The sequence below is a fragment of the Roseivirga ehrenbergii genome, assembly GCF_001593005.1.
GTDB lineage: Bacteria > Bacteroidota > Bacteroidia > Cytophagales > Cyclobacteriaceae > Roseivirga > Roseivirga ehrenbergii.
In genome coordinates, this window is sequence record NZ_LQZQ01000051.1 from 115,578 (window position 1) to 130,259 (window position 14,682).

Genomic DNA, 14,682 nt, shown 5'->3' on the forward strand with positions numbered 1-14,682 from the left:
AACCATGAACACAAATAGAATAAAGAATATCGTATTAGTACTTTTTGTTGGCTTAATCATAGGTTGTGAACCAGATGATCCAATTGGGCCGACAAATAAGGAATTGGCCTTTGAAAAGCTAGCAGGTACCTGGAAGTACGGTACCAATGGTAAGATTATATTAGATGGTCAGGATGTGAGTCTAAATTATCCGGGCTTCACCTTGTCGTTCACGGATGGCACTTACACCACCACCAATGGAGGTGACCTTTTTCGTGCCACGGGTACATGGGCTTGGGTTAACGAAGCAGCAGGAAGTGTTAATTTAGATACAGGTGAGGAGGTGATAATCCTAGAATTGAGCCTTACACACTTTAAGTTCAGTTTTACTCATACAGGTGGAGGAGTAGCAGCCGGGACTTCCGGAAATTATACAGTGAGTTTAGAGAAGTAAGAGAGAATTCAATTTAATAAAGATTACTATTTTGTGTTGAGAGGGAGTGTTTGAAAACTTAAGTTTTCAAATTCGATAAAGAGCCTATGGAGATAGGCTCTTTTTTTGTTTTTGAACTTAATCAGTCCTTTGTCGGACGATTCAAATCTATTAAAGTTTCACTGTGACACTTTCGAACAAAAGTGTACGCTTGTGAACAAATATTTACCTGTGTTTTTTGTTATAAATTTTATTAAAACGTTGAAATACAGATAGATGTCTTTATTGGCACAAGCGTTGTCATAAGGAGGTAGGTCAGCTGCTTTGGTCGGCAGCAATGTTAAACTTAAAAACAACAAAGGTCATGAACTCAATAAACAACACAATCGACATTTTAAGGAGAAGGATTTCTTTAATGATTTGCCTTTTGATAGGTATCAGTACCATTTCAATGGCTTCAGAAATTGCTGATGAAAAATTAACAAGAGAAGAAGCCATTGAATTGATTTCTGAAGTAAAGCACGACTTGAGCTTAGGTAAAAATTGCGAATTGGATTTCGTAATTGATGATGAAGGTAATGTCAAGCCTTCACCGATTAAAATCATCAAGATTTACGATAAGGACAATGAGTTGCTTTTAGAAGCTCCGATTCATACGGTAGAACAAATGAGCAACAAGGAATTAAGAAGGTTAGTAAATTCAAGTGATTTCCTAATTGCATCTTATAACACCTTCTATTATCGATTAGATTTATAATTTGTACCATTAGTAGTAAAGCAAAGAGGCTGTTTCATCTGAAATTAGCCTCTTTTTTGTATTGAATCTAATAGGTATCAAGTCATTAAAATGAATGTTGTAGTCGATTAATTAAAAGTGTACGAATATGGACGGTTTCAGGGTTAGTTTTCTTAATATATGTTAAATCAAGTGTTTGCTATTCAGTGCGTTAAACTAACGGAGGTATGTGTTGTCAAAAACATGTAAGTCAGCTGCTTTTAACAGCTACAATGTTCAACACAAAAATATAAGGTCATGAACTCAATAAACAATTTAAGAAGAAGAATCCCATTAATGATTTTCCTTTTCATAGGAATAAGCACAATGTCAATTGCACAAGAATCTAGCAATGAAAGATTTATAAAAGAAGAGGCTTTTGAGCTGATTTCTGAATTAAAACAAGAATTAAGCTTTACTGATCCAGCGCTAGATTTTGTAATTGATGATGAGGGTAACGTAAAACTCGAAATGATCAAAATGATCATGATTTACGATAAGGATAACAATCTATTGCTAGAGGCACCAATTCATACTTTGGAACAAATGGCTAATAAGAAGTTGAGAACGGTTGTAAATGCGTGTGATTTCTTAGCGCAATCAAACAATGTTCTAATCTATAGATTGGATTTCTAATTCAATTTGTACCATAAAAAAAGGGTCGATTTCGTGAGAAGTCGACCCTTTTTTATCAAATTTCAGTACTAGCAGTACTCTTCGAAAACGTCAGCCAAATGGCCACCAATCATGTCTGCAGTTCTGCCTTCAATGTGATGTCTTTCAACAAAGTGTACCAATTCACCATCTTTGAAAAGCGCAACAGATGGAGAAGAAGGAGGGTAAGGCATATGGAACTCTCTTACTTTAGCAGTTGCCTCGATGTCACCACCAGCAAAAACAGTCATAAGATGATCCGGTTTTTTATCAGCTAGTTTTAAAGCCATTTTAACACCTGGTCTTGCTGTTCCAGCTGCACAACCACAAACTGAATTGATCACGACCAAAGAAGTGCCTTTTTGGTTTTTTAAATGATCTTCAACAGCCTCAGCAGTCTTTAGTTCTGTAAAACCCGCTTCAGTCAATTCTTGTCTGAATGGGACGAGTAAATGTTCAGGATACATATTTCTTAATTTTATTTCGTTTCTAAATCGTAAATGCCTTGTGGCTATTCTTACATAAAACCAAGTTCTAGCTTGGCCGCTTCCGACATCATGTCTTGTGTAAATGGCGGGTCGAATGTCAATTCAACTTCAACATCATTTACACTTTCTATGGCCTGAATTTTTTGTTTTACTTCTTCTGGTATCACTTCTGCCGCAGGGCAGGAAGGAGAAGTTAATGTCATTAATACGTAAACATTATTCACTGGAAAGACATTGATTTCATAAATCAAACCCAACTCATATACATCTACTGGTATTTCAGGGTCATAAACTGTCTTAATTGCAGCTACTACCTGATCTCTTAAGTTATCTTCCATAATTCAACTTCAAATTATCAAATCTCAAAAAGCAAATCACAAAACTCAACATTCAGTCCTAGTTAGTAATGAATACTTCGAGCTCAATTATCTAAACCTTATTTATTATTGCTGATAAGATTTTCAACAATTCGGTGGCTTCTTGTTCTAGCCTAATTCTTACTTGTTCAACTTCTTTATTTCCTAAGGTATCAATTAACCTAAGCCAGTACCTTGACTCTTTCGCTTCTTTTCTAGCGATTTTAGCCCTGAACTTAAAGTCTTTATCACCTAACTTTTCATTGGCTTCAATGTAATTAGCTCCGACTGATCCAGATGATCTTGTGAGCTGTTTTGAATCCTCGTAATTCGATAAATCTAATGTCAATGACCTTATAAACTTCCTAACGTCTTTGGCGAACTGTTCTGTTCTTTGCTCAAGGTCATAATTGCTCGCCACCGCTTTGATATTTGTCTTTTGTTTTTTGAGTTTTATTCGGCCTTCGCAGAATAAGCTAACCCATATATTTTTATTTGTTTCATCATAGCGCCCAATCCGTTAGATCTTTGTGTGCCGATGAATCTATTTAAACCAATTTTGTCAACAAAGTAGAGGTCCGCATCAACGATTTCTTGAGGCGTACGACCTGAAAGAATTCTCACCAAAATACTCACTAACCCTTTTGTGATGGCAGTATTGCTATCGGCTTCTAAATATATTTTTCCATCTTTTGCTTCGGCATTCAGCCAAACTTTGGATTGACAGCCTTTGACGATGTTGTCTTCATTTTTGAGTGCTTCAGCCATTTCTGGCAGTTGCTGTCCCAATTCCATAATATATTCAATGGTCATTTCCATGTCGGAATCCAACATTGAAAACTCTTCGATGATCTCGTTTTGAATATCGTTTATGGTTTCGCTCATTTCTTGAATTTGCTGATTGTGCTTTTTAAGGCTTCAATAAAAGCGTCTATTTCTTCAATTGTGTTGTAAACAGAGAATGACGCACGAACAGTTCCTTCAATACAATAATGATCCATCAAAGGTTGAGTACAGTGGTGGCCTGTTCTTACGGCAACACCTTTAGCATCGAGCCACATGCCTAAATCAAAGTGATGGATTCCTTCTACTTCGAAAGAAAGTACACTCACTTTTTCTTTGGCCGTACCAATAAGTCTCACGCCTTCTATTTGGCTGATCTTATCAGTAGCATAAGCCAATAGCTCATTTTCGTAAGCGGCAATATTCTCTTTGCCCAATTCATTAATAAAAAGAATGGCTTCGTTGAAAGCAATTACATTCGCAATATCTGGAGTGCCTGCTTCAAATTTGTAAGGAATGTCGTTGTAAGTGGTTTTACCAAAACTCACTTCTTTAATCATTTCTCCACCGCCTTGATAAGGAGGGGTTTTTTCGAGAATATCACGCTTACCGTACAGCACGCCCAAACCTGTTGGACCATACATTTTGTGAGCAGAGAAAGCATAGAAATCTGCATTCAATGCTTGAACGTCAACAGCGAGGTGAGAGGAGGCTTGTGCGCCATCTACCAAAACTTTAGCGCCAACGGCATGTGCTTTGTCGATAATGTGTTTTACTGGGTTGATGGTACCCAAAGAATTGGAAGCATGGTTAAATGCGACCATCTTGGTTTTCTCTGTGATCAACTCATCAAGTGCTTCTATAATAATTTCACCAGCTTCGTTAATGGGTATCACCTTAAGTTCTGCTCCGCGCTCTTCGCAAATCATTTGCCAAGGCACAATGTTGGAGTGATGCTCTAAGGTTGAAATCAATACTTCGTCTCCTGGGTTCAAAAACTTTCGACCCCAACTTGAAGCAACTAAGTTGATACTTTCAGAAGTCCCTTTTGTGAAAATGATCTCTTCGGGCTCATTGGCATTGATAAATTTTTGTACGGAAACACGTGTATTTTCAAATGCTTCTGTAGCACGAGCGGCCAAGGCATGCGCTCCTCTATGGATGTTCGCATTGTCATGTTCATAATACTTCACCAAAGCATCAATCACCCTTTTAGGTTTTTGATTTGTGGCCGCATTATCGAAATAAATCAAAGGCTTACCGTTCACTTCTTGATGAAGCACGGGAAACTGAGCCCTGATTTTCTGAATGTCCAATGTGTGTTTTTCCAAAGTCTGAGCCATGGTTTATTTTTCCAACCTCTTTTCTATAATTGCAGCGAGATAATCTTTGATCGCTTCGTTTTCAACGGTTTCTAATACATCGTTAGCGAAGGCCTTTAATAGAATGGCCCGTGCTTTATCTTTCTGAATTCCTCTTGCTTGTAAGTAGAAGAGTGCGTCCATATCCAATTGGCCAGTAGTACAGCCGTGCGAACAAGAAACATCGTCTGCCCAAATTTCTAATTGAGGCTTGGTGTTTACAGTCGCCTTGTCAGAAATCAGGATGTTTTTATTTGACTGGAATGCGTTGGTTTTTTGTGCGTCAGGGCGAACAAAGATTTTTCCATTGAAAACACCTTTTGAGCTACCATCCATTATGCCTTTATACAATTCGTTTGAATAGCAATTTGGCATCATATGATCAGCAACGGTGTGGTTATCTACATGCGTTTTTCCGTCTAATAAATAGAGTCCATTCATGTAGGTTTCAATACCTTCGGCCTGAAGTTTAATGTTCAGGTTATTACGAATCATCGCTCCATTTAGCGAGAAGGTAAAGGCTTTGAAATTACTGTTTGCTCCTTGAGAGGCGTGTATGTTTGAGATGTGATAAGCTTGCTCTGTATCGTTTTCAATTTTGAAAAAACGAAGATGGGCACTATCGCTTACACTGATTTCATTTACAGAAGTAGTAAAGCTTTTGTGTTCACCAACGGTATCGAATTTCTCAATAATGGTGGCTTGAGAAAACTTACCTGCCACCACAATATTTCTGATGTGGTATGAAAGTTCTGCTGTTGAGCTATCACCAATAAAGTAAAGTACAATTGGTTTTTCAATTACCGCTTTGTCCGCGATCTCAATCGTAACCCCATGCTGACTGAAAGCTGTGTTCAAGGCTACAAAAGCGTCTTCTGTGAAGTTGGCTTTAGTACCAAAATTCGATTGAGCCAACGCTGAATTGGCTTTGAAGCCTTCCGCAAGTGATTCAACTTTTAGACCTTCCACCTGAATGTTATCAGATAGTTCACTTGAATAAATGCCGTTTAAGAATACGATTTTATGCGCATCCAATCCTTCGATTTGAGTAGCCGAAATTTGAGCTTCAGTTAATCCAAAATCAGCATTTGTTCCATTCAGTTCAAAGTTCTTTTCAACGGCTCTGGTAAAGTTGGTGAACTTATATTCCTCGTTTTTTGGACCAGGAAAGCCAGAGTTCATCAAGCTAGAGAAAGCCTCTTTTCTTACAGCATGCGCTGCCGATTTACTTTGACCATTCAAGCTTTTTTCAAACGCCTCAAATTGAGTTTCAAGCGAATTTAAAATCGATTGTCCTGCAATTTTTTCCATAAAATATCTGCTTAAGCGGTTGCGTCTGCTTCTTCCTTAATCCAATCGTAACCTCTGGCTTCTAGCTCTAAGGCTAACTCTTTAGTGCCTGACTTTACAATTCTTCCATTATAAAGAACATGTACAAAATCAGGAACTATGTAATCCAAAAGTCTTTGGTAGTGAGTTACCACAATTGTGGCGTTATCTTTGTTTTTCAGGGTGTTAACACCATGCGCTACAATTTTGAGTGCATCAATATCAAGGCCTGAATCGGTTTCATCAAGAATGGCCAGCTTTGGTTCAAGCATCGCCATTTGGAAGATTTCGTTGCGTTTCTTTTCACCGCCTGAGAAACCTTCATTTAAAGAACGGCTCAATAAAGCTTGGTCGATTTCAACCAACTTCATTTTCTCTTTCATTAGTTTCAAGAAAGAAACCGCATCAAGTGCTTTTTCTCCATGATGCTCTCTGATTTGATTGACAGCCGTTTTCATAAAGTTAGTGGTGCTAACTCCTGGTATCTCGATTGGGTACTGAAATGCCAAGAAAACACCTTCTCTAGCACGAACATCAGCTTCCATTTCAAGCAAATCTTTGCCTAAAAACTCTACCGATCCGCCAGTTACTTCGTAATCTTCTCTTCCTGCAAGCACAGAAGCCAAAGTACTTTTTCCAGAACCATTTGGTCCCATAATCGCGTGCACTTCGCCTGGTTTGATTTCTAGGTTGATTCCTTTCAGGATTTCCTTTTCCTCAATTCTGGCTTGTAAATTTTTTATTGATAACATGTTATGTTGAATGTTTTCTTTTGTGGTTTATTCGCTCTAATTCTACTTGATAACTTGAAGAAGATGGTTAACCCACCGACCCTTCTAGAGTAAGTGCCAGTAGTTTTTGCGCCTCTACGGCAAATTCCATTGGCAATTGCTTAAGCACTTCTTTGGCGTATCCGTTTACGATAAGTGCCACAGCAGTTTCTGCGTCAATTCCTCTTTGCTGACAATAGAAGATTTGATCTTCTCCAATTTTAGAAGTAGTCGCTTCATGTTCTACTTGTGCCGATTGGTTTTCGATGTCGATGTAAGGGAATGTATGCGCTCCACATTTATCGCCCATCAAAAGCGAATCGCACTGTGAGAAGTTTCGGGCGTTGGTCGCGCGTTTCATTACATGCACTTGACCTCGGTAACTGTTTTGTGATTTTCCAGCAGAAATACCTTTTGATACGATTCTCGACTTGGTGTTTTTACCAATGTGAATCATTTTGGTTCCGGTATCGGCTTGTTGGTAATTATTGGTTACGGCTACGGAATAGAATTCACCAATTGAATAATCACCTTTCAGAATACATGAAGGGTATTTCCATGTTACTGCCGAACCAGTTTCTACTTGTGTCCAAGAGATTTTAGAGTGGTCGCCTTCGCAAATACCACGCTTGGTTACGAAGTTGTAAATACCACCTTTTCCTTCTTTGTTTCCTGGGTACCAGTTTTGAACTGTTGAGTATTTTACCTCAGCGTTTTTGGCTGCTTTGATTTCTACTACGGCAGCGTGCAATTGGTTTTCGTCACGCATAGGAGCGGTACAGCCTTCGAGGTAACTTACATAAGATCCTTCTTCGGCCACAATCAGGGTTCTTTCAAACTGACCTGTATTGGCGGCATTGATTCTAAAATAGGTGGAAAGCTCCATAGGGCATCTTACACCTTTTGGAATAAAGCAGAATGAGCCATCAGAGAAAACCGCTGCGTTTAGTGCTGCATAGTAATTATCGTTGGCAGGTACTACAGAACCCATGTGCTTTTTAATCAGCTCAGGGTGTTCGCGCACTGCTTCCGAAAATGAGCAAAATATAATGCCCAGTTCACCTAAAGTTTCTTTGAAAGTAGTGGCTACCGAAACTGAATCGATAACAGCATCTACAGCAACACCAGTAAGCCTTTTTTGCTCTGTAAGCGAAATCCCAAGTCTTTCAAAAGTAGCGATCATTTCCGGATCAACTTCATCCAAGGAATTAACCTTCTTTTTCTTCTTTGGTGCTGAATAATATATGAGGTCTTGAAAATCTACTTTTGGGTAGTGAACATTGGCCCACTCTGGTTCTTTCATTTTCTGCCATGCATGAAAAGCTTCAAGCCTCCATTCTAGCATCCATTGCGGTTCTTCCTTTTTTGCAGAAATAAACCGAATGATATCATCGTTCAAACCTTTGGGAGCTTCATCTGCTTCAAAGTCTACTGTCCATCCGAACTCGTATTCTTTGGAGGTGAACTCTTCTAATATCTGATCGTCTTTGCTCATTCCTAGTTATTTAGAATCGTTTTAAATACAAAGGTACAACTTATAGATTAAAGGATTGGTTTCCTTAATTCCTTTTTTCAATAAACTATTACTAAAAGCTATTATGAGTTTAGAAATCCCTTGAATCAACTATCCAACTGAATGCTTCGGGTTAAAGTTTCTTCAAGTATGATAAAGGTTTCTGTACGTTCAATGCCGTCTACTTTCTGAATTTTATCGTGGAGAATATCCTTCAAGTGATCGGTTCCTTTGGCGTAAATTCTCACAAACATGGAGTAATTCCCCGTAGTGTAGTGAATACTAGTAATCTCATGTATTTTTTTCAGTTGTGTGGCTACTTTTTCGTACAGGGAACTTTTAGAAAGGAAGACCCCCAAAAAGGCAGAGACATTATAACCAAGTTTAGCAAGGTTTAAATCGAGTGAAGCGCCTTTTACTACACCCATTTTTTCAAGCTTGCTCATTCTTACATGTACAGTCCCGCTAGAAACAAATGCTTGTTTGGCTACTTCGGTATAGGGCTTTTTTGCGTTATGCTGAAGAATAGAGAGGATTTTCAAATCCACATTATCGATTTCGTAATTATCGGCCATGATTTTTGGTTAAAATTATTGATTCAATAATAAATATATTGGAAAAATAATTTATCTCTAAATATTTGGTCATTACGTTGCTGATATTTTAATGAATCAACTGTTTCTATTACCTTTGAAACAGTTTCAAAAGAGAAGCTATACACTGTAGGGTGATGAAACAGGCAGCCATGCCCTCCTTTCTCGAGGGTGGAGAAAAAGAAATAAATCTGAACTACCTGACGACTAATCTCTCCGTGAAGGTTCGACTCCTTCCCCTACAGCCATTCACATTGAATATTAGTTTGGAAACGTATTCAGTTTGTTTTTTCTTAGATTGAAAGGAGGCTTGTTTGTTAGCCTCCTTTTTTTTTGGTAATTCATCTTTATATTTGATGATAGCCAAATTTTAATACATGAGTACTTTCCCCTGGATTGCGCATTACCCAAAGGGTGTTCCCGCAGAAATTGAAGATCAACGTCCTAAAAACCTTCTAGAACTTTATCAAAACGCCTTTAATCAGTTTGGCAGCCGCGAGGCTTTCGAGAACATGGGCGGAGTGCTTACTTTTCAGGAGGTAGATCAGCTTTCGACCAACTTTGCGGCCTATTTGCAAAATGAATTAGGCATGGTAAAAGGAGATAGAATAGCTATCCAAATGCCCAATTGTTTGCAATACCCTGTGGTGCTGATTGGTGCTATTAAAGCGGGTTGCACTGTGGTTAATACAAATCCGCTGTATACACATCGCGAAATGGAGCATCAGTTTAATGATGCTGGCATAAAAGCCATTGTGATTATGGCCAATTTCGCCAAAAGTTTAGAGGAGGCAATGCCAAATCTTTCTGTTGAAAATATCATTGTTACCGAACTGGGCGATATGCTTGGAGGCCTGAAAGGTAAGATTGTCAATTTTGTGGTGAAGCACATTAAGAAGATGGTGCCTGCATTTAAACTTCCTAACACAACTTCTTTCAAGAGTGCTATGGCAAAGGGTGCTCGAATGAAATACACCAAACCAGAAATTGAAAGTGATGATATTGCCTTTCTTCAATATACTGGTGGAACTACAGGTGTATCGAAAGGCGCTATGCTTTCTCATGATAATGTAGTGGCTCATACACTTATTATTACCCGAGTTTTTACACCGCTTTTAAAGAAAGGCCAAAAAGACATTATGATTACGGCCATTCCGCTCTATCATATTTTTGCGCTAAATGTGAACTGCACATTTATGATGCATATTGGCGCTAAAAACGTGCTAATTACTAACCCGCGCGATATGCCAGGTTTTGTCAAGGAATTAAAGAAACATCCGTTTACTTTATTTACAGGCGTTAATACACTATTTAATGGATTGCTGAATCAGCCTAATTTTAAGGAAATTGATTTTACACATTTGAAGGTTTCGATAGGAGGAGGAATGGCAGTTCAGGATTTTGTAGCTAATAAATGGCAAGAAGTGACAGGGACACCCTTGGTACAAGGTTACGGCCTGAGTGAAACCTCTCCGGTGATTTGTGTGAACCCATTAGATGGCACTCATAAAATGGGTTCTATTGGTTTACCTGTCCCTTCTACTGAATTGGCAATTTTCGATGATGAGGGAAACCGCTTAGCGCAAGGAGAAACGGGAGAAATTTGTGTTAAAGGGCCACAAGTGATGTCGGGCTATTGGAATAAAGACAACGAAGGGGTATTCTTTGAAGGAGGCTATTTCAAAACTGGAGACATCGGTATAATGGATGAAGAAGGTTTCTTCAAAATTGTAGATCGTAAAAAGGATATGATTAACGTTTCGGGTTTCAATGTATATCCAAACGATGTTGAAAATGCCATTGCCGACCATCCAAAAGTGTTAGAAGTGGCGGTTATCGGAGTTCCTGACCCACATTCAACCGAGTGTGTGAAGGCTTTTATTGTAAAATCTGATCCGTCACTTACCGAAGAAGAGTTACGCGATTATTGTCATGAAAACCTAACAGGCTACAAGCGCCCGAAACATTATGAGTTCAGAACTGAACTACCGAAAAGCAATGTGGGTAAAATCTTAAGAAGAAAGTTGAAAGAAGAAGAGGAGGCTAATACTTAATAAGGCATGAGGTTTTCCAATTCTTCAAAAGCATAAAAGGTGGTTTCGTTTAGCCAACTTTCGTCTTTGTCAGGATAGGCCTTTTTGAGTTCTTTTTTATATTTTACTTGAGGTTCAATTGCAAAATCTACCAAATGAAGTGGGAGGTTTTTAATCAATTTATAGTCGATTAGATAACGTGCTTCGTATCCAGTTTTTTCATCTCTGTCGAACCACATTCTTTTACCAGGCCCCCATAGTGAGTTCAAGTATAGTAATGCTTGTTCAAAGTTAGAGAGTTGGGCACGTAAGACTTTAATATAGTTTTTCTTTTCAGAAACAGAGAGTTCATGGTTTGAGTGAACAAACTTAAGTATCTGATAAATATGACGATAATAATGTCCTAGGTTGGAAGACTGTCCTTGAAAAGGCGTGTAATTGAAGCGAAGGTTTGGTGTGTTGGCAAAATAGTATTGGAGTGGGTCGGTACCTAGAGGGGGGTAATAATCCTTTCCCCATCTTATAGCAGCAGATTTTATTAGTTCTAAAACAAATTCATCAATCAGATAAGGTCCTTTGTGATTACGTTCAGAGTATTTTGAAGTTGTTTTGTTGGTAATACCAAAAAAGAAAAGTTCATAGGCTTGTTCTGATATGTCTTCCTTGTCTAGTTTGTCCAGTTTATTTTTCGATGCGTTGACGATATCAATAATTGTATAGATTCCCGCGTATTCTTTAAGAAATGACTCAAAGCAGACTCGACCTTTTTTATCTGTATCGGTAATTTCAATTTCATTCACATTCTCTTTGTGAAGCCTCAAAAGCTCATAAAACTTATTTTCAAAACGTTCACGCCTGATGTCTTCTCGCTGGCTTTGATTCGCTTCGAACTGAACCCAAAAGGCTAAGAAAGTTAAGATCACCCCCATAGTTCCTATAAATGGGCTAGCTAATCCTCCAATGGTGTCCCCAATACTACCCGCAGTGCTAGCTGATGTTGGGTCAAGTTTAATTGAGAGAGCAATAATGTATGTGATTATGAAAATGGCTGCAATGACATAGAGAGAGCCTAGTATGATCTTGAATTCCCGCTGACTTTTGATTTTCATGTTCAATATGAAATGTTTAAGCACAAATTAACCTGTTTATTTCAAAGTTTATTTGTTTATATCTTACTATGCGTTAGATTATAAGTTAAACAATCACGTATGCTGTATGGCTGTAGAGAAAATGAATAGTTGGCTTTATTATCAGAAGGATACTGAAATAGACTTTAGAAAAAATATAGAAATAAGTGACCCGTTTCTGTTGGCTTTACGTACATTTGTATTAACAGTACTCGCCACGCTACCCATTAGAACAGCGTCCCAGGGCGAGTCTTTTGCTTTTATAGCTCCTCTGTTTTGTCTTTAAATCAAATTTTTTCTCATGATTTACGACAAGTCTCCCATTACTATTGAAGAACAAATTAGTAAACTCCAGAATCGAGGAATGATTTTTAATGACGTTTCTTTAGCACATAGGGCTCTTTCGCATATCAGTTATTACAGAATGGTCGGGTATTGGTGGCCTATGTATGAGGATAAAGAAAACCACATTTTTAAGCCGAATACAGTATTTGAAGATGTAGTCGCCCTTTATAATTTTGATCACGAACTCAGGATTCTCTTGTTCGATATGATCGAAAAAATTGAGATAAGCTTAAGAACTAAACTGATCTACCACTTATCTCATGAGTTTGATCCTTGGTGGTTTCAAAACACTGATTTGTTTCAGGATAGCTTATCGTTGATAAAAACGCTTTCAAGTATTCAGGAAGAAGTGGAAAGGTCTAAGGATACTTTTATTAAAGAACATAACAGAAAATACAAGGATGATAAACGTTTTCCGCCTGCATGGAAAACACTAGAGATGACCAGCTTTGGAAGCTTATCCAAATTGTATGGTAACCTAAAGAATAATATTAAATCGAAAGATGCTATAGCCGAAGATTATGGTGCGGTAAACCATACGTATTTACCCAGTTGGTTACAGTCGATGGCTCAAATCAGAAATTACTGTGCACACCATAGTAGGCTTTGGAATAAAAATTTACCCGGAGCTCCAAAGCTTTTGCCAAAACCACCTAATCCATGGTTGTCTGAAGTTCCCAAGCAGCATGAGTTTCAAAAACTCTATATACATATGTGTTTGATGAAGTATATGTTAAATGTAATTCAGCCCAATAATAGATTTACAGAAAGACTTGCACTTTTAATGAGTGAATACCGAAGTGTGGATCCTAATGCTTTAGGCTTTAAGGTGGGATGGGAAGAAGAACCATTATGGAGGCGACTTTGACAACATAAGAACGGAATGTTGTCAAGAAGACATAAAAAAAGCCTTATTGGATTTCCAATAAGGCTTTTAAGTGATCCCTTCAGGAATCGAACCTGAAACCTACTGCTTAGAAGGCAGTTGCTCTATCCAATTGAGCTAAGGGACCGTTGTGTCGCTCTATCCCCCCGACACTGCGGGGGAGCTAAGGGACCGTTAAGTTGCTCTATCCTTCCGAAGTTTCGGAAGAGCTAAGACCCAACGCGCTTTTCAAAAGCGAGTGCAAATATATGAAAATCGATTTTCTTTTGGCAAGTTGAACCTTGAATTTATTTGCATCTATTGCTGTTTAGTTTTTTGTGATGAAATATAGAGCGCTAAAAAATACAGAATTACAAATCAGTGAAATCGCATTCGGCTGTATGTCAATGGATTTGAGTCTAAAGGACAATGATGAGTTGATCCACGCTGCCATTGATGGCGGAATAAATTATTTTGATACTGCCGACCTTTATGACCAAGGAAAGAACGAAAAAGCTCTTGGTCAGGCACTAAAAGGCAAAAGATCCGAGGTGATTGTGGCAACCAAAGTAGGCAATCAACTACGAGATGATGGCAGTGGTTGGGACTGGAACCCTTCGAAAGACCATATTCTGAAAGCAGTTGATCAGAGCTTGAAAAGACTGCAAACTGATTATATCGATTTGTACCAGTTGCATGGCGGAACAATGGAAGACCCGATCAGCGAAGTGATCGAAGCTTTTGAGCAGTTAAAAGCTGAAGGTAAAATCAGGAGTTATGGTATCTCCTCCATTCGCCCCAATGTAATTCGGGAATATGTGGCCAATTCAAATATTGCGAATATAATGATGCAATACAGCTTGCTCGACAGAAGGCCCGAAGAGGAAATGCTGGACTTGTTGGAAAGTAGTAAGGTGGGCGTCATGGCACGTGGTGGTTTAGCCAAAGGGTTATTGGCAGGTAAAGCCCCAGAAGCTTTCCTGAATTATAAGCCACAAGAAATCGAATTATTGGTCAATGAAATGAAGAAGCTCACGGATGACAAAACGAAACTCTCGCATGTGGCTTTGCAATGGATCTTGAGTCACTCTGCTATAACAAGTGCCGTGGTGGGAATTCGAACCAAAGAACAACTCGATGAAGCTTTGGCTTATGCCGAATCGACTGCTATTGAAAAGGCTAAGCTTGATGATTTAGGGAAGGTATTGCCGCCTGCTTATTACCAAGCGCATCGATAAGTATAAAATGTCCCAAATTCAGCAGGTCATTCGTTTAGTA

At 38.5% G+C, this 14,682-nt stretch carries 16 protein-coding genes and 1 tRNA gene; 6 read left to right on the forward strand and 11 right to left on the reverse strand.

The window, feature by feature from the left end; genetic code table 11:
* Positions 1–4 precede the first annotated feature (4 nt).
* The 3 genes from MB14_RS17780 to MB14_RS17790 all read left to right on the forward strand — a co-directional run bounded on the left by MB14_RS17780 (position 5) and on the right by MB14_RS17790 (position 1,823).
* Complete coding sequence (locus MB14_RS17780; protein ID WP_062594028.1) at positions 5–433, forward strand: hypothetical protein; 429 nt, start codon at positions 5–7, stop codon at positions 431–433.
* Positions 434–776: 343 nt separating this feature from the next.
* A complete protein-coding gene (locus MB14_RS17785) occupies positions 777–1,169 on the forward strand; it encodes a hypothetical protein (protein ID WP_132644141.1) in 393 nt (130 codons plus the stop codon).
* A 276-nt stretch (positions 1,170–1,445) separates the two neighbouring features.
* Positions 1,446–1,823, forward strand: coding sequence for a hypothetical protein (locus MB14_RS17790; RefSeq protein WP_062594032.1), 378 nt, complete (start codon positions 1,446–1,448; stop codon positions 1,821–1,823).
* 68 nt (positions 1,824–1,891) lie between these two features.
* On the opposite strand, the gene MB14_RS17795 is transcribed toward MB14_RS17790, so the two are convergent.
* From MB14_RS17795 to MB14_RS17835, 9 genes are all read right to left on the reverse strand, one after another.
* On the reverse strand, positions 1,892–2,308 hold the full coding sequence (locus MB14_RS17795; protein ID WP_053224673.1) for a BrxA/BrxB family bacilliredoxin: 417 nt from the start codon (positions 2,306–2,308) through the stop codon (positions 1,892–1,894).
* Positions 2,309–2,358: 50 nt separating this feature from the next.
* Positions 2,359–2,667, reverse strand: a complete 309-nt coding sequence (locus MB14_RS17800) for a DUF59 domain-containing protein (protein WP_062300185.1) — start codon at positions 2,665–2,667, stop codon at positions 2,359–2,361.
* A gap of 91 nt (positions 2,668–2,758) precedes the next feature.
* Positions 2,759–3,106: a four helix bundle protein gene (locus tag MB14_RS17805; RefSeq protein WP_062594034.1), complete on the reverse strand. Its 348-nt coding sequence runs from the start codon at positions 3,104–3,106 to the stop codon at positions 2,759–2,761.
* Positions 3,107–3,138: 32 nt separating this feature from the next.
* Positions 3,139–3,570, reverse strand: coding sequence for a SufE family protein (locus MB14_RS17810; RefSeq protein ID WP_062594036.1), 432 nt, complete (start codon positions 3,568–3,570; stop codon positions 3,139–3,141).
* The gene (locus MB14_RS17815) at positions 3,567–4,811 is read right to left on the reverse strand and encodes an aminotransferase class V-fold PLP-dependent enzyme (RefSeq protein WP_062594038.1); all 1,245 of its coding nucleotides are present in this window, start codon (positions 4,809–4,811) and stop codon (positions 3,567–3,569) included. The genes MB14_RS17810 and MB14_RS17815 overlap by 4 nt, the downstream gene beginning before the upstream one ends.
* Positions 4,812–4,814: 3 nt before the next feature.
* Entirely contained in the window at positions 4,815–6,140 is a 1,326-nt protein-coding gene (sufD, locus tag MB14_RS17820; protein ID WP_062594040.1) for a Fe-S cluster assembly protein SufD, read from the reverse strand.
* 11 nt (positions 6,141–6,151) lie between these two features.
* On the reverse strand, positions 6,152–6,910 hold the full coding sequence (gene sufC / locus MB14_RS17825; RefSeq protein ID WP_062300192.1) for a Fe-S cluster assembly ATPase SufC: 759 nt from the start codon (positions 6,908–6,910) through the stop codon (positions 6,152–6,154).
* Positions 6,911–6,977: 67 nt separating this feature from the next.
* Positions 6,978–8,423 (reverse strand): Fe-S cluster assembly protein SufB, encoded by a 1,446-nt coding sequence (gene sufB / locus MB14_RS17830; RefSeq protein WP_053224679.1) that lies wholly within the window; start codon positions 8,421–8,423, stop codon positions 6,978–6,980.
* Between the two features lie 125 nt (positions 8,424–8,548).
* A complete protein-coding gene (locus MB14_RS17835) occupies positions 8,549–9,016 on the reverse strand; it encodes an Lrp/AsnC ligand binding domain-containing protein (protein WP_053224680.1) in 468 nt (155 codons plus the stop codon).
* Between the two features lie 395 nt (positions 9,017–9,411).
* Between MB14_RS17835 and MB14_RS17840 the strand changes: the two genes are divergently transcribed.
* Complete coding sequence (locus MB14_RS17840; protein ID WP_062594042.1) at positions 9,412–11,088, forward strand: AMP-binding protein; 1,677 nt, start codon at positions 9,412–9,414, stop codon at positions 11,086–11,088.
* On the opposite strand, the gene MB14_RS17845 is transcribed toward MB14_RS17840, so the two are convergent.
* A complete protein-coding gene (locus tag MB14_RS17845; protein ID WP_062594043.1) occupies positions 11,085–12,176 on the reverse strand; it encodes a putative phage abortive infection protein in 1,092 nt (363 codons plus the stop codon). The genes MB14_RS17840 and MB14_RS17845 overlap by 4 nt on opposite strands.
* A gap of 319 nt (positions 12,177–12,495) precedes the next feature.
* Here MB14_RS17845 and MB14_RS17855 point away from each other — a divergent pair, with 319 nt between their 5' ends.
* Complete coding sequence (locus tag MB14_RS17855) at positions 12,496–13,407, forward strand: Abi family protein (protein ID WP_221405516.1); 912 nt, start codon at positions 12,496–12,498, stop codon at positions 13,405–13,407.
* Between the two features lie 71 nt (positions 13,408–13,478).
* Here the strand turns inward: MB14_RS17855 and MB14_RS17860 are convergent.
* Positions 13,479–13,552 (reverse strand) — tRNA-Arg (locus MB14_RS17860).
* A 193-nt stretch (positions 13,553–13,745) separates the two neighbouring features.
* Here MB14_RS17860 and MB14_RS17865 point away from each other — a divergent pair.
* Positions 13,746–14,642, forward strand: a complete 897-nt coding sequence (locus MB14_RS17865) for an aldo/keto reductase (RefSeq protein ID WP_062594047.1) — start codon at positions 13,746–13,748, stop codon at positions 14,640–14,642.
* Positions 14,643–14,682: the final 40 nt, after the last annotated feature.

Coding starts and splice junctions, on each gene's coding strand:
- sufD (WP_062594040.1), bottom strand. CDS start 6,140: ATGGAAAAAATTGCAGGACAATCGATTTTAAATTCGCTTGAAACTCAA.
- MB14_RS17795 (WP_053224673.1), bottom strand. CDS start 2,308: ATGTATCCTGAACATTTACTCGTCCCATTCAGACAAGAATTGACTGAA.
- MB14_RS17815 (WP_062594038.1), bottom strand. CDS start 4,811: ATGGCTCAGACTTTGGAAAAACACACATTGGACATTCAGAAAATCAGG.
- sufB (WP_053224679.1), bottom strand. CDS start 8,423: ATGAGCAAAGACGATCAGATATTAGAAGAGTTCACCTCCAAAGAATAC.
- MB14_RS17810 (WP_062594036.1), bottom strand. CDS start 3,570: ATGAGCGAAACCATAAACGATATTCAAAACGAGATCATCGAAGAGTTT.
- MB14_RS17845 (WP_062594043.1), bottom strand. CDS start 12,176: ATGAAAATCAAAAGTCAGCGGGAATTCAAGATCATACTAGGCTCTCTC.
- MB14_RS17865 (WP_062594047.1), top strand. CDS start 13,746: ATGAAATATAGAGCGCTAAAAAATACAGAATTACAAATCAGTGAAATC.
- sufC (WP_062300192.1), bottom strand. CDS start 6,910: ATGTTATCAATAAAAAATTTACAAGCCAGAATTGAGGAAAAGGAAATC.
- MB14_RS17785 (WP_132644141.1), top strand. CDS start 777: ATGAACTCAATAAACAACACAATCGACATTTTAAGGAGAAGGATTTCT.
- MB14_RS17800 (WP_062300185.1), bottom strand. CDS start 2,667: ATGGAAGATAACTTAAGAGATCAGGTAGTAGCTGCAATTAAGACAGTT.
- MB14_RS17855 (WP_221405516.1), top strand. CDS start 12,496: ATGATTTACGACAAGTCTCCCATTACTATTGAAGAACAAATTAGTAAA.
- MB14_RS17835 (WP_053224680.1), bottom strand. CDS start 9,016: ATGGCCGATAATTACGAAATCGATAATGTGGATTTGAAAATCCTCTCT.
- MB14_RS17780 (WP_062594028.1), top strand. CDS start 5: ATGAACACAAATAGAATAAAGAATATCGTATTAGTACTTTTTGTTGGC.
- MB14_RS17790 (WP_062594032.1), top strand. CDS start 1,446: ATGAACTCAATAAACAATTTAAGAAGAAGAATCCCATTAATGATTTTC.
- MB14_RS17840 (WP_062594042.1), top strand. CDS start 9,412: ATGAGTACTTTCCCCTGGATTGCGCATTACCCAAAGGGTGTTCCCGCA.